This window comes from Ruegeria sp. YTSA064 (assembly GCF_059610325.1).
The window spans coordinates 386,963-399,475 of sequence record NZ_JBXWNK010000002.1 but is presented as its reverse complement, the minus strand read 5'-3'; the positions used below and the strand labels follow the sequence as shown (position 1 = coordinate 399,475).

The window sequence follows — 12,513 nt, the reverse complement described above, 5'->3', positions numbered from 1 at the left end:
CTGTCCAGCGTGCAACCACGAGGATGTGACCGAATGGCCCCGTGACGAAACCCACTTGATACCATATGTGCTGATCCATGTTCGGAATTGAGATCATCGATGCAGGACTTTTACCTGCCATGTTTGTCGCCTTGCTCGGCGGGCTGATCAGCTTTTTGTCGCCCTGCGTGTTGCCGATTGTGCCCCCCTATCTTGCGTATATGAGCGGCGTGACCATTCACGAAATGCAGGACGAGGCGCGCGCGCGGCGCAAGGCGACCCTGTCGGCGCTTTTCTTTGTTCTGGGTCTGTCGACGGTATTTCTTCTGCTGGGCTTCACAGCATCGGCCTTTGGAGCCTTCGTACTCCAGAATCAGGTGCTTTTTGCTAAATTGTCAGGCGCGGTGGTGATTGTTTTTGGCCTGCACTTTCTGAATGTGTTCCGTATCCCTCTGTTAGATCGCGAAGCGCGCGTTGATGCTGGAGAATCCGGTGGTTCCGTATTCGGGGCCTATATTCTGGGCCTGGCGTTTGCTTTTGGCTGGACGCCCTGCATCGGTCCCCAACTGGGGGCAATCTTGTCGTTGGCCGCGTCAGAGGCGTCTGTCGCACGCGGCACGTTGTTACTAGGTGTTTATGCTGCAGGGCTGGGTATTCCGTTTCTTTTGGCCGCAATGTTCCTTAACCGCTCCATGGCCGTTATGAACCGTATCAAACCTCACATGGGTACGATCGAAAAGGTGATGGGTGGGTTGCTATTGTTCGTCGGTATCATGCTGATCACTGGGCTGTTCACGGAATTCAGCTGGTGGCTGCTTGAAACATTTCCAGCTTTGGCGAATTTTGGTTAACCCTCTGGCACTAAACGTGGATGGTTAAACGGCGGGTCTTACCTTGACCTTGCCGCTGCGCTAATCTGCGGATCAGAGGGCCGGGTCATGAGCAGTCAACAAACCCAACCACAGGTGCGCAAGCGCCGGGTGTTTTATATACCCGGCTATGATCCGATTCCCCCACGCCGCTATCGCGAACTCTATCGAAGAGAGAGCCGTTCCCAGGCCGCGATATCTGGTTACGAGATCGAAGTGATCGGCAAAACCGATGGTGGAGCCTATGGTTGGCGCGTTCTTTCACATCAAGACGGTGTATCTGTTGAGACCGAGATCGAGGTTTTGGTTTGGGCTGATATCGTTAAGGACAGCATGGTGCGCTCGATACTGGTGACGTATTTTCAAATGGTACAGACCGCCTGCATCTACATATCAACGGGAACGCTTTGGCGCCTTATGCAATTGCGCAAGGGTCCGGTTATCGCCGCACTATATCCGGTAGGAATGTTATTGGCTCAACTTGCGCTGGCTCTGCTGGTTGGGTGGGGTGTTGCTGTTGGGTTAAGCACGTTCATGTGGTGGTGGTCTGTGCTGCCTGCTGCTGTGGCCGTTTACGCTCTGATGCGCTGGTTTCGAGCGATCGACAACCGATTGTTCGCCTATTACCTGATGCATGACTATGCGCATTCCGCACGTTTAAAAGGTGCATATTCACCTGAGCTGACAACGCGGCTTGACCAGTTTTCAGATCAGATTTCGCAGGCCCTCAGATCTGACGTTGATGAGGTTTTGGTCGTTGGCCATAGCTCTGGGGCTCATCTTGGCGTGACAGCCCTGGCTGAGGTTCTAAGGAGGCAGGGCAAGATCGGCGGGCCGGCCTTGTCATTCCTGTCATTGGGGCAGGTTGTGCCGATGGTTTCCTTTTTGCCAAAGGCCTGCGTCTTGCGGACCGATCTGCAATATCTCTCGGGTAGCGAGGGACTGACCTGGGTCGATGTTTCAGCACCCGGAGACGGCTGCGCCTTCGCTTTGTGTGATCCGGTGGCGGTTAGCGGAGTATCGCCACCCAACAAATGCTGGCCGCTGGTACTGTCCGCAGCGTTCACTCAAACCCTTTCACCTGAGCGCTGGAAAAAGCTCAGGTGGCGGTTCTTTCGGCTGCATTTCCAGTATCTGTGCGCGTTCGATAGGCCCAATGATTACGACTACTTCAAAATAACCGCGGGCCCGCAAACGCTGGGAGAAAGGTTTGCTAACCGAACACCTTCGCGTTCACGCATTGAAAGCACCATTTCGAAACACACTACGGTGGCGGCATGAGGCCACCTAAACCTGCTTCACGGCCCGATAAGGTTTCACTCTGGCGGTATATGCGTTTGTTTCGACAAGACCTTCTGTCGGCGCAACCTCAACGTTTGTATCGGGCCTGGATGGCTGAGTTTCGGACGCCTTTCTTTCGGTCGTTCCTGATCAACCAACCGGAACTGATCCGCACCGTGTTGAAAGATCGACCCGATGCGTTTCCCAAATCAAGCCGCATCAGCGAAGGTTTGCGCCCGCTGCTGGGGCGGTCGGTGTTTCTGACCAATGGGGCGGTCTGGAAACAGCAGCGCAGGATCATCGACCCTGCGTTTGAAGGTGGCCGATTGAAAGACACATTTCCCGCGATGGTAGATGCGGCGCAAGCTTGCGTCGACAGGCTTGAGGTGCGCGTTGGGCAGGACGTGGAATGTGAAGAGATCACCAGCCACGTGGCCGCAGATGTCATTTTTAGAACCTTGTTCTCGGTTCCGATTGAGCATGAGGTAGCTGCGCAGGTTTTTGAAAAGTTCAGGATCTATCAGCGCGAACAACCTTTGTTGAACCTAGCAGCCTTTGTACCGCTTCCCAAATGGGGCCCCCGGTTACATTCGCGCAAGACGCGTCAGACCGCCCGACAAATACGCGCTCTGATCAGCCAACTAACACTTGACCGGGCAGCAGCAATCAAGAACGGAACGGCACCTGATGATCTCGCCACAAAGATCATGACGACTAACGATCCAGAGACAGGCAAATGCTTTGACGCGCAAGACATGGTCGATCAGGTCGCCATTTTCTTTCTCGCGGGGCATGAAACCAGTGCATCAGCGTTGGCATGGGCCCTGTATCTACTGGCCTTGTATCCCGATTGGCAGGATAAACTGTCAGAAGAGGCGCAAGCGCTGGATACACCCGAGTTCTCGGCGATGTCCCAACTACGACTTAGCCGCGATGTATTTCGTGAGGCGCTGCGCCTGTACCCACCTGTTCCAATGATGGTGCGTGAAGCCTCTTGTCCGGAAAAATTCCGTGACAGAGATATTCCACAAAAATCTCAGATTGTAGTCAGCCCCTGGCATTTACATCGCCACGAACGCTTATGGGACAGACCAGACGAATTTGACCCCGGGCGATGGGCTACAGAGAACGGAAAGGCATTTCAACGCGACGCCTACATCCCATTTTCTGCCGGCCCTCGGGTTTGCACAGGCGCGGGGTTCGCCATGGTTGAGGGTCCACTCATACTGTCGATGCTGCTGCGTCGATATCGCTTTGAAACAATCGAAGGCAAAACGCCCGTACCGGTCGCACATCTGACCGTCAGATCAAAGGATGGGATTTGGTTGCGTCTAGTTGAGCGCTAACAAACTACCATCGTTCGTCGGCTTGCTGTATGCGGTTGGAAAATGCGGAATCATATTGAACGGGAATGAGTTATGTCGAAAGCAGAACAGCGCGCGCAGATGTCCGAAGGCGCAGGATTTATTGCAGCCCTGGATCAAAGCGGCGGTTCAACCCCAAAAGCACTGGCTTTGTATGGCGTTGATGCCTCTGGGTATAACTCAGACGAAGAGATGTTCGGAGAGATCCAGAAGATGCGCGCCCGGATCATTCTGGCAGAAGATTTCACCAAGGAGAAAGTGATTGGGGCGATCCTGTTCGAACGTACGCTAGGTGAAGAAATCGATGGCAAGAAGGTCGCAGATTACCTGTGGTCGGTCAAAAACATCGTGCCATTTCTGAAGATTGATAAAGGGCTTGAGGAACAAGCCAATGGCGTTCAAATGATGAAGCCTATCCCGGGGCTGGCAGAAACCCTGTCCAACGCGGATGGCGTTTTCGGAACCAAGGAACGCTCGGTCATCCACGAAGCCAATGCGCAGGGCATCGCGGATGTTGTTGCACAGCAATTTGAAGTGGCCCGGGTCGTTACAGACGCAGGCATGGTGCCGATTGTCGAGCCCGAAGTGAACATCCATTCGGAAACCAAAGCCGAGGCCGAAGACATCTTGAAATCAGAAATCCTGAAGAACCTCGATCAATTGGCCGAGGGGCAGGAGGTGATGCTGAAGCTGACCATTCCAAGTCAGGCCAACTTGTATGACGAGGTGGCCGACCACCCACGTGTTCTGCGCGTGGTTGCGCTGTCGGGTGGATATTCGACCGAGCAGGCTTGTGACCTGCTCGGCAAGAACGGCAAGATGATCGCGTCTTTCTCTCGCGCGCTGACTGAAGGCTTGTCCAAGCAACAATCCGATGCGGAATTCAATGCAGCGCTCGGAAGCAACATTGACAATATCTACCGCGCCTCGATCTGATCGCAGGAGATTTTATACTGGCTTGATGAAATCGCGGCGCATTTGCGTCGCTTTTTCGCGCATGGCACATCCAATTGCGTGATCATTAATCAACCCCATAGCCTGCATGAAGGCAAACACGGTCGTAGGACCGACGAATTTCCAGCCGCGTTTTTTCAGATCTTTCGACATCGCAATGGATTCTGCCGAAGTGGATGCGCTTTGCGGGGCTGGTGGTGTCTCAGGCTCGTACCTCCAGACATACGCTGCCAATGATCCTTCAGCTGCGATTAGGTCCTGCACGCGACCGGCGTTATTGATCACGGCTTCGATCTTGCCGCGGTGACGTACGATTCCTTTGTCGTCCAGAAGACGATTGACATCTGCATCAGAAAACACTGCTATCTTGTTGAAATCAAAGTTTCTAAACGCTGCTCTGAAATTCTCGCGTTTTGACAGAATGGTGCGCCAGCTCAGGCCCGACTGAAAGCTTTCAAGGCATAGTTTTTCAAACAACCGTCTGTCGTCGGAAACGGGATATCCCCATTCGTTGTCATGATAGTCGAAGAATTCAGGGGCGGCGTTGCACCACGCGCACCGAGATCTCCCATCTGGACCCGTTGCCAAATCGCTCATGAATGTACCTCTTTTGTTCCCCGCGAGGATAAGCGACGCGATTGGCTGAAATCAAGCAATCATTCAGTTTGACGATACCAATTCAGAATGAAAACGCGAATGGCCGAAGCTAACCCGGTTTCAGGATCACGTTCTGCATCAATATTTGCCGCCAGGACATTGATTGGTATATCTTTTTTCCGCGCAATGTCACGGAATGCCTGCCAGAATTCATCCTCAAGCGAAACGGATGTTCGATGACCTTGCAAGGTCAGGGAGCGTTTGACAGGCCGCCCGCTCATTCGTCGACCTTGTGACCGTCGAGGTCGCGGCGCTGGCGCATTTGCTCCAGCTTTACCACAGCTTTCTCGGATTTGGTCTGTCCGTGTTTCGCAGCGTTTGCATCTGCACGGGCCTTCTTTTCGGCCCGCGCTTTCTCTTTTCGATACCGGTTCAGGTTGACCGGCTTGCCCATCAGTTCTTGGGCCCGATCATCTTCTCTGGGCGGACAACAGCATCGAAGGTTTCTTCGTCGACAAAGCCCAGCGCAATTGCTTCTTCCTTGAGAGTTGTGCCATTCTTGTGGGCCGTCTTTGCGACGGTTGTGGCGTTGTCATACCCAATGGTGGGGGCCAGAGCTGTCACCAGCATTAACGACTCTTTCATCAGTTTATCGATGCGCGGTTCATTGGCTTTGATGCCTATTAGCATCCGTTCGGTAAAGCTGTCGGTCGCATCACCCAACAGTTGGATGGATTGCAACAGGTTATACGACATCATCGGGTTATAGACATTCAGTTGGAAATGTCCTTGCGAGCCAGCAAACTTCATTGCTGCGTCATTGCCCATCACGTGCGCGGCCACTTGTGTCAACGCTTCGGCCTGGGTCGGATTGACTTTGCCAGGCATGATAGACGAGCCGGGTTCGTTCTCGGGCAGGATAAGTTCACCTAGGCCCGAGCGGGGTCCCGAACCTAACAGACGAATATCATTTGCGATTTTATAGCAGGATCCGGCGATCGTGGCCAAAGCACCGGACAGGAAGACCATGGCGTCATGAGCGGCCAACGCTTCGAATTTGTTCGGTGCAGTAACGAAGGGAAGGCCGGTGATTTCGGCCATATTCTTGGCGACAGCCTCGTCCCAACCGTCATGAGTATTCAATCCAGTACCAACGGCGGTGCCACCTTGTGCCAGTTCATAAATGCCGGGCATCGAGGCTTCGACCCGCGCAATCCCCTGACGAATCTGATGCGCGTAACCGCCGAATTCCTGTTCCAGTGTCAGTGGGGTGGCGTCCTGTGTGTGGGTGCGACCGATCTTGATGATCCCGGCGAACTCTCTCGCCTTGGCCTCCAGCGCAGACGCAAATTTCTCGAGCCCTGGCATCAGCACATCTCGTACACTCATTGCGGTGGCGATGTGCATAGCAGTAGGAAAGGTATCGTTCGAGGACTGACCCATGTTGCAATGATCGTTCGGATGTACTGGCTCTTTCGAGCCGATCACGCCACCCAAAATCTCGATCGCGCGGTTTGCAATGACCTCGTTCGAGTTCATGTTGGATTGAGTACCCGATCCGGTTTGCCAGACGACCAAGGGGAAGTTGTCATCAAACTTACCCTCGAATACTTCTCCTGCGGCCTGAATAATCGCGTCAGCGATCTTATCATCCAATTTGCCCGTCGCCTTGTTTTCCATTGCGCAGGCCTGCTTGATCACGCCCAGCGCCCGTACGATTGCAACGGGTTGCTTTTCCCAGCCAATTGGGAAGTTCATGATCGAGCGTTGTGTTTGTGCGCCCCAGTATTTGTCGGCGGGCACCTCGAGAGGGCCAAAGCTGTCGGATTCGGTACGGGTTTTAGACATCGGTCGCTCCGGTCTGGTATGCAGTCGTATGCCGTTTAACCGCAGCGGGGCTGAGGCGCAATCGGCCAGTTGAGCGCACCATAAACCTAGGCCGGACAAAGGTATAGACGAAGCGCCGCCCCAATTAATTTCTGTTAGCGAAAACAGTGCCATTGTGCGCAGACGGACTAAAGTTAGAATGTAGTTACATAGAGGACGGAGTCAGCCATGCGAGTATCATTTATGAACAGACCCCTGCATGCGGTTGCGTTGGCGTTTGCCGCATGTATCTGGCTGGCCGCATCTTTACAGCAAGCCAACGCGACCAACATTGAGCCTTTTGTCGGCGATTATACTGGATCTGCCGAAGTTGTTGACGCCGATGGTACTTCGACGCCTCGGGATATGAGTGTTTCAATCCATGAGATTAAAGGTGGTTTCAACGTAAGTTGGACCACCACGACCTACAAAGCAGATGGGCGCATCAAGGATGAGAAATATTCGGTTGATTTTCAAAGCTCGGATCGTGCGGATGTTTATTCTGCCGCGATGAAACGCAACGTGTTCGGGCACGAGGTGCCGCTTGACCCGATGAAAGGTGAACCATTTGTCTGGGGCAGGATTGAAGGCGACACTCTGACTGTATTTTCGTTGTTCATCGCAGAAAATGGGGGCTACGAGTTGCAACAGTTTGACCGGACCTTGGCAGATGGCGGTCTGGATTTGTCATTTTCGAGGTTCCGGGACGGAGTCAAATCACGCTCGGTCGAGACATTTTTGAAAAAGAAGTAAACCCCGCATAAAGCGGGGCTTTATCTGATCACTTGCGGAAGCTATCCAGCGAAACAACATCCGCATCATGGTGCTGTGGTTCCGGTTCTTCCGCTTCCAGTTCGATTGGGGCTTCATCCGCCACAAAGACTTCGTCGTCCTCATCCTCGGGGCTTTCAAAGCGCAAGCCAAACTCGACCGAAGGGTCAACGAAGGTTTTTATTGCCATATACGGTATGTACAGCGGCTCAGGCGCATCGCCGAAATTCAGGGTAATCGAAAATCCTTCTTCACCGACTTCGAGATTCTCGAACCAATGCTGCATGACGATCGTCATTTCACCGGGATACCGCTCTCTTAGCCAGTCAGCCAGTTCAACGCCTTCATATCGTGTATCAAAGGTGATGAAGAAATGATGTGCTCCGGGCAGGCCAGTCTTGGACACATCCGTCAGGACGGTCTTGATCAGGCCCCGCATGGCCGTGTGCATCAGATTCCCGTAGTCGATGTCTTGCGACATGTTTGATCCTCGAAAGTGGTTATTACCAGCATAGTTCATTCGGACGGAAACGAAAGGCCGTGCTGGGCTGTATTGATCACAAAAACTGCAACCCGATTCCGGCCAGAACCATAATTCCTAATGTGGTCGCTAAACCGGATTTCATACGGAAAATCAACAGGCCAGCTAACACCGTAAGAACAAGCGCCCTGATATCGAGCGTAGCAGGATCGGGCAGGGGGATTGACACAGGTCCCAATGACCAACCGGGGAGAGAGCCAAACAGAACATTCAACCCAAACCACACGGAGAGGTTGAGAATCACTCCGACAACCGCAGCTGTGATGCCGTGCATAGCGGCCCCAAGCCGAGGGCGTGCTGCAATTCTGTCCAGTTGTGGCGCTGCGAGGAAGATCCAGAGGAAGCAGGGGACAAATGTCGCCCATAAAGCGACAACTCCGGCCGCCAACGCAAGTGATGGCCCTCCGGCAACCTGTCCAGTCAGCATCGCTACAAATTGCGTCACAAGGATTAGAGGTCCCGGCGTGGTTTCGGCCAGGCCAAGCGCGTCGATCATCTGATCCGTGCTGATCCATTGGTATGTGTCCACAACGGTCTGGGTCATATAGGCCAGCACCGCATAAGCTCCTCCAAAGGTGACGACGGCAAGACGGGCAAAAAACCAACCCAAGTCGCTGAGCAGTTCCTGCCCTGACAATTGCAGCAAAAACAAAGGTCCCAGCCACAATATGAGCCAGAATACTGCCGTTTGAACGGGTTTGCCTAATGCTGGGCTTGCCTGGACGGCTGTAGGAGCCTGGTCATTGGATATTGCAAAGCCCCAAAGGGCCGCGCAGAAAATGATCAGAGGGAAGGGCAGGTTGAACAGAAATATTCCAAGAAACGCGAGCCCGGCGATCATCTGATGTTCGGTATCGGTCAACGCCTTTTTCGACAGATTACGCAAGGCTTGAAGAACGATGATAATGACGGTGGCCTTGATGCCCAAAAACCCCGCCTGAACCAGTGGCAATGTACCATACGCTGCATACAGCGCTACAAGTATTGCAATGACCAGCGCCCCGGGCAGGACAAACAAGCCACCTGCAATCAAGCCTCCGATCACACCACGCAATCGCCAACCCGCGTATGTTGCCAACTGCATGGCCTCGGGCCCCGGCAATAACATGCACAACGAAAGCGCACGTAGATAGGTTTGCTCGTCCAGCCAGGGGCGTTTCTCGACGAGTTCCTGATGCATCAGTGAAATCTGCGCCGCTGGCCCACCAAAGGACAAAAGCCCGATACGCCCGAAAACGCTGAACAACTCACGGTACGATGGTGTCATTTCCCGTGACCTGCTGGCCAGTCATGTGTTTCACCAGATCCATCCCGCGCCCATCGATAAAGCGCATCGTAGATATGCAGACCAGCCTCCAGTTGTTGCTGATCGTCCCGATATTGGCGCGACAGTCCGACCGATATTGCCAATAATCCAGCAGCTTCAGGGGCTAAATCGTGCTTGTTGGTGTCTGCAGCGCGTATGATGGTGGCCAATCGGTCCATTGGTTCTGAATGCAGGTTGAACAAGTCCAGCATGGTATCGAAAGTGCATTTCTCACCGTGATGGCTCCAGTCGACACCCTCAACGTCAAAGGGGGTGGCGCCGAAATGCACCGCCACTCCCTGTATTTCGGCAGTCGCCACAAAAAGGAAGCGCGCTTGAGCGTCCACAAACCTTCGGATTAACCAAGGGCACGCAATGCGATCAATCTTGGGGCGATGTCGTGTCACCCAAATCGTACCGCCCTGGGCAATCTCAGGCAGGGCCGAAACAGGCACGGAGGGTGCCCCAGGCAGATCGCGCCAGGCAAACATGCCGCCCTCAAGATATTCGGACATTACGCCTTCGGATTGCAGCCAAGAGACGACACCCTGGCTTAGTTTCTTGCCTTTTTGACAAATCACAACAGAAGAGCGCTCTCCGATCCATTCTCTGATTTTGTCAACATCTTTGAAAGAACGACGAATAGCGCTCGGAACAAGCACAGGGTCGTCCGCAAAATCCGCCTCGGTTCGTACGTCGATAAGGACAGGAGCCTTAGGCGTACCGATTAAGCGAAGCAGTTGTCGGGGTGTTATTGCATTGGGGGCAGCCATTGCATGTTTCCTTGTGGCTTTGGATACATGCGAACTTGGGCTGCCGCCTCACGGGGTGTTCGCAAGCTTACCCCTTAAACCTCTGCTATCGCGTGGACGCGGTAGGGGTCAAGCTTGCGGTTGTGGTTTAACCGACCCAGTCCAACCTTTGCCCTGTCATGCAAACCGGAAGCGTATCCTGCGGAAACTGCCCAAGCTGTTCAAAGAGTGAAATGAAATCGAACTGATTATACGCCTCGACCATTTTCTCCCCTTTGAATCGGGCCATGACTTGCCCAGTAACTTCTAATGGTGCGCCGTTGTCAGCCCGAAATGTGCGGACATGAAGAACTCCGGAAACCCAATCACCGTTTTCAATGATTTTGGGGAGGTCGACCTTGATTTCGCCCAGCACATGTCGGAAGGCCATGACCAGATCGCGAAAGTCATCAGCCCCAACCTGCATTTCAGGGATCAACCCCTCGGCCATCGTGTCTGGTGCAAAAAACTGATCGATTGCGTCGGTATTGCCCTGTTCCCAAACCTCAGAATACCACGCCCTAAGCCTGTCAGAATTCGTCATCTTAACCCTCCTGTCGCCTGGACAGAAATATGGGATAAACAAGTGAATAAATCCTGAATCTCTGATGAGCTATGAGCAATAAGCAGACATAACAGGGAAAATGCAGGTTTCTGTTGCCAGGTACCTGCGAACCCCGCCTTACGCGGCTAGGCGCAAGGGCTTAAGTTTCGGTCTTGCTACTGCTTACGCAGCAACTGCAACCGGAGCACGATTGTCGTTTGCAATTGTACTATTTTCGCCGGTAACGGTGGCAGACAGCCGAGACAAAGCTAACCCCTTTAGACGTTCGTCGATCCTGTTTCGGCCCCAAAGTCCCCAAACGAAGGATGATTGGTGGAGCCGCCGGGTACCGCCCCCGGGTCCGATCCGCTTATTACGAGCGCGTTTATGTCCATAGTCCCGAGGGACCTCTCTTATATAGGTGAGGTAACGATGGGATGCAAACTCGGAATGTGGGCTATGGGGTGGTTTTATTTCAATGAGTTAGGATGCTCTGTTCATGTTTGCCAGAATAAGCCAGATGGCGAGAACAAGTTCGATTCCACCAAAAATCAATGCTTTCGCCAAAGGTGGATGATCGAGAGCAACAGAAACGAATCTGCCAAGTGCTGCACCAGAATAGACTATCCCCAGCATCACATAAGCCATCGGATTGTTAAGCCACAGCACTGCAGCGCCGGTGACTACAAACAGCCCACCAACCGAGGCGCGCATTTCACTGAGACCCATGGTGCTTTTGGTCGGGACCAAATCCAATGCGTTAGCAGTATGCGCAGGCGCCAGGAAGCCAAATAACCCGAAAGCAATTGTCAGCAAAGCGGCAGCTACATTGAGGGCATTGATCATTTCCACCTCATGTTTCTATTCTAAACCTCTGATATTAAGCCATTTAGATCAGGCCGGTTTGCGTTTTTTCTGGGCAACATCTTGCGCCAGTTGCCGAGTATAGCTCTCAAGCTGAACCAGCGCCGCATCAACCTTTTCAGCGTCACGCGCCTCTAAGGCATTGGCGATGTTGGCGTGCAACGCGATGATTTCTTCCCGCGAACGAGCGGTGAAGGTGATCATGTTCATTAATGGCTGCATCGCCTCGACAGCGCTAGCCAGCTGGTAGGACAAGACCGGATTGCCAGCGCCATCGACCAGCGCTCGATGGAAGGCAACATCTGAGGCGCAGAATGCTTCGTCAGTCAGACCGGGCTGTGCCTGCCGAAAGATCTCGGCCCGCATTGTCGCAAGCTGATCTGCCGTTCGACGTTGCGCAGACAGGGACGCACAGGCTCGTTCCAACGCGTACCGTGCCTCGCACGCAGTGTCGAAACTGACCGCGTTCATCGACAGTAATAGCGTTGAGGTCGTAACCTGTTGAGAATAAGCACCTTCAAAGCTTAGTCGATTTACAAACGCGCCCCCTGTGGCCCCACGTTGCGTACGGATCAGAGATTGTGCCGCCAAGCGTTTCAAAGCTTCGCGAACAGTCGGGCGCGAGACATTGAATTGCTCGGCAAGTTCAGATTCGGAGGGCAAGCGTTCATCGACGATAAGCTGCCCCGATATGATGGCATCCCGGATCGCTTGGGCAATTTGAGCCGATAGATCGGCAGAGCTTTGGGGGTCAATTTTCATCGTCGCTTGCGTCAAAAGTAAATT

The 12,513-nt window shown here is 53.4% G+C and carries 15 protein-coding genes and 1 other RNA gene; 5 read left to right on the top strand and 11 right to left on the bottom strand.

Translation table 11 applies throughout. From position 1 onward, the window contains the following. Positions 1 to 77: 77 nt before the first annotated feature. The 4 genes from AC2FI7_RS04525 (at position 78) to AC2FI7_RS04510 (ending at position 4,429) form a co-directional block, all read left to right on the top strand. Entirely contained in the window at positions 78 to 830 is a 753-nt protein-coding gene (locus tag AC2FI7_RS04525; RefSeq protein ID WP_010439928.1) for a cytochrome c biogenesis CcdA family protein, read from the top strand. 87 nt (positions 831 to 917) lie between these two features. Continuing rightward, the gene (locus AC2FI7_RS04520) at positions 918 to 2,129 is read left to right on the top strand and encodes a hypothetical protein (RefSeq protein ID WP_010439930.1); all 1,212 of its coding nucleotides are present in this window, start codon (positions 918 to 920) and stop codon (positions 2,127 to 2,129) included. Beyond that, positions 2,126 to 3,475, top strand: a complete 1,350-nt coding sequence (locus AC2FI7_RS04515; protein WP_029621792.1) for a cytochrome P450 — start codon at positions 2,126 to 2,128, stop codon at positions 3,473 to 3,475. Before AC2FI7_RS04520 ends, AC2FI7_RS04515 begins: the two co-directional genes overlap by 4 nt. A 72-nt stretch (positions 3,476 to 3,547) precedes the next feature. Next, positions 3,548 to 4,429: a fructose bisphosphate aldolase gene (locus AC2FI7_RS04510; protein WP_010439933.1), complete on the top strand. Its 882-nt coding sequence runs from the start codon at positions 3,548 to 3,550 to the stop codon at positions 4,427 to 4,429. Between the two features lie 12 nt (positions 4,430 to 4,441). Here AC2FI7_RS04510 and AC2FI7_RS04505 read toward each other — a convergent pair whose 3' ends face one another. From AC2FI7_RS04505 to fumC, 4 genes are read right to left on the bottom strand one after another with little or no spacing between them, the layout of a single operon-like run. Further along, positions 4,442 to 5,044, bottom strand: coding sequence for a DNA-3-methyladenine glycosylase I (locus AC2FI7_RS04505; RefSeq protein WP_010439935.1), 603 nt, complete (start codon positions 5,042 to 5,044; stop codon positions 4,442 to 4,444). Positions 5,045 to 5,103: 59 nt separating this feature from the next. Further along, entirely contained in the window at positions 5,104 to 5,325 is a 222-nt protein-coding gene (locus tag AC2FI7_RS04500) for a ribbon-helix-helix domain-containing protein (protein WP_010439936.1), read from the bottom strand. Next, positions 5,322 to 5,498: a DUF4169 family protein gene (locus AC2FI7_RS04495; protein WP_010439938.1), complete on the bottom strand. Its 177-nt coding sequence runs from the start codon at positions 5,496 to 5,498 to the stop codon at positions 5,322 to 5,324. Before AC2FI7_RS04495 ends, AC2FI7_RS04500 begins: the two co-directional genes overlap by 4 nt. Next, entirely contained in the window at positions 5,498 to 6,892 is a 1,395-nt protein-coding gene (fumC, locus tag AC2FI7_RS04490) for a class II fumarate hydratase (RefSeq protein ID WP_010439940.1), read from the bottom strand. Before fumC ends, AC2FI7_RS04495 begins: the two co-directional genes overlap by 1 nt. A 207-nt stretch (positions 6,893 to 7,099) precedes the next feature. Here fumC and AC2FI7_RS04485 point away from each other — a divergent pair, with 207 nt between their 5' ends. Next, positions 7,100 to 7,663, top strand: coding sequence for a hypothetical protein (locus tag AC2FI7_RS04485; RefSeq protein ID WP_120981137.1), 564 nt, complete (start codon positions 7,100 to 7,102; stop codon positions 7,661 to 7,663). Between the two features lie 28 nt (positions 7,664 to 7,691). Here AC2FI7_RS04485 and AC2FI7_RS04480 read toward each other — a convergent pair whose 3' ends face one another. The 7 genes from AC2FI7_RS04480 to AC2FI7_RS04450 form a co-directional block, all read right to left on the bottom strand. After that, positions 7,692 to 8,162 (bottom strand): SspB family protein, encoded by a 471-nt coding sequence (locus tag AC2FI7_RS04480; RefSeq protein WP_010439943.1) that lies wholly within the window; start codon positions 8,160 to 8,162, stop codon positions 7,692 to 7,694. 76 nt (positions 8,163 to 8,238) lie between these two features. Then, positions 8,239 to 9,489: a chromate efflux transporter gene (gene chrA / locus AC2FI7_RS04475; RefSeq protein ID WP_010439945.1), complete on the bottom strand. Its 1,251-nt coding sequence runs from the start codon at positions 9,487 to 9,489 to the stop codon at positions 8,239 to 8,241. Then, positions 9,486 to 10,301, bottom strand: coding sequence for a chromate resistance protein ChrB domain-containing protein (locus AC2FI7_RS04470; RefSeq protein ID WP_496815366.1), 816 nt, complete (start codon positions 10,299 to 10,301; stop codon positions 9,486 to 9,488). The genes chrA and AC2FI7_RS04470 overlap by 4 nt, the downstream gene beginning before the upstream one ends. 127 nt (positions 10,302 to 10,428) lie before the next feature. After that, positions 10,429 to 10,863, bottom strand: a complete 435-nt coding sequence (locus AC2FI7_RS04465) for an ester cyclase (protein WP_010439948.1) — start codon at positions 10,861 to 10,863, stop codon at positions 10,429 to 10,431. A gap of 99 nt (positions 10,864 to 10,962) precedes the next feature. Further along, positions 10,963 to 11,310: a transfer-messenger RNA gene (gene ssrA / locus AC2FI7_RS04460) on the bottom strand. Positions 11,311 to 11,346: 36 nt separating this feature from the next. Beyond that, entirely contained in the window at positions 11,347 to 11,709 is a 363-nt protein-coding gene (locus AC2FI7_RS04455) for a DUF4345 family protein (protein WP_010439950.1), read from the bottom strand. Between the two features lie 48 nt (positions 11,710 to 11,757). Then, positions 11,758 to 12,489, bottom strand: a complete 732-nt coding sequence (locus AC2FI7_RS04450; RefSeq protein ID WP_010439951.1) for a FadR/GntR family transcriptional regulator — start codon at positions 12,487 to 12,489, stop codon at positions 11,758 to 11,760. Between the last annotated feature and the right edge of the window lie 24 nt (positions 12,490 to 12,513).

Bases quoted from the DNA above. Each gene is read 5' to 3' on its own strand.
- AC2FI7_RS04525 (WP_010439928.1), top strand. From the start codon at position 78: ATGTTCGGAATTGAGATCATCGATGCAGGACTTTTACCTGCCATGTTT.
- AC2FI7_RS04520 (WP_010439930.1), top strand. From the start codon at position 918: ATGAGCAGTCAACAAACCCAACCACAGGTGCGCAAGCGCCGGGTGTTT.
- AC2FI7_RS04515 (WP_029621792.1), top strand. From the start codon at position 2,126: ATGAGGCCACCTAAACCTGCTTCACGGCCCGATAAGGTTTCACTCTGG.
- AC2FI7_RS04510 (WP_010439933.1), top strand. From the start codon at position 3,548: ATGTCGAAAGCAGAACAGCGCGCGCAGATGTCCGAAGGCGCAGGATTT.
- AC2FI7_RS04505 (WP_010439935.1), bottom strand. From the start codon at position 5,044: ATGAGCGATTTGGCAACGGGTCCAGATGGGAGATCTCGGTGCGCGTGG.
- AC2FI7_RS04500 (WP_010439936.1), bottom strand. From the start codon at position 5,325: ATGAGCGGGCGGCCTGTCAAACGCTCCCTGACCTTGCAAGGTCATCGA.
- AC2FI7_RS04495 (WP_010439938.1), bottom strand. From the start codon at position 5,498: ATGGGCAAGCCGGTCAACCTGAACCGGTATCGAAAAGAGAAAGCGCGG.
- fumC (WP_010439940.1), bottom strand. From the start codon at position 6,892: ATGTCTAAAACCCGTACCGAATCCGACAGCTTTGGCCCTCTCGAGGTG.
- AC2FI7_RS04485 (WP_120981137.1), top strand. From the start codon at position 7,100: ATGCGAGTATCATTTATGAACAGACCCCTGCATGCGGTTGCGTTGGCG.
- AC2FI7_RS04480 (WP_010439943.1), bottom strand. From the start codon at position 8,162: ATGTCGCAAGACATCGACTACGGGAATCTGATGCACACGGCCATGCGG.
- chrA (WP_010439945.1), bottom strand. From the start codon at position 9,489: ATGACACCATCGTACCGTGAGTTGTTCAGCGTTTTCGGGCGTATCGGG.
- AC2FI7_RS04470 (WP_496815366.1), bottom strand. From the start codon at position 10,301: ATGGCTGCCCCCAATGCAATAACACCCCGACAACTGCTTCGCTTAATC.
- AC2FI7_RS04465 (WP_010439948.1), bottom strand. From the start codon at position 10,863: ATGACGAATTCTGACAGGCTTAGGGCGTGGTATTCTGAGGTTTGGGAA.
- AC2FI7_RS04455 (WP_010439950.1), bottom strand. From the start codon at position 11,709: ATGATCAATGCCCTCAATGTAGCTGCCGCTTTGCTGACAATTGCTTTC.
- AC2FI7_RS04450 (WP_010439951.1), bottom strand. From the start codon at position 12,489: ATGAAAATTGACCCCCAAAGCTCTGCCGATCTATCGGCTCAAATTGCC.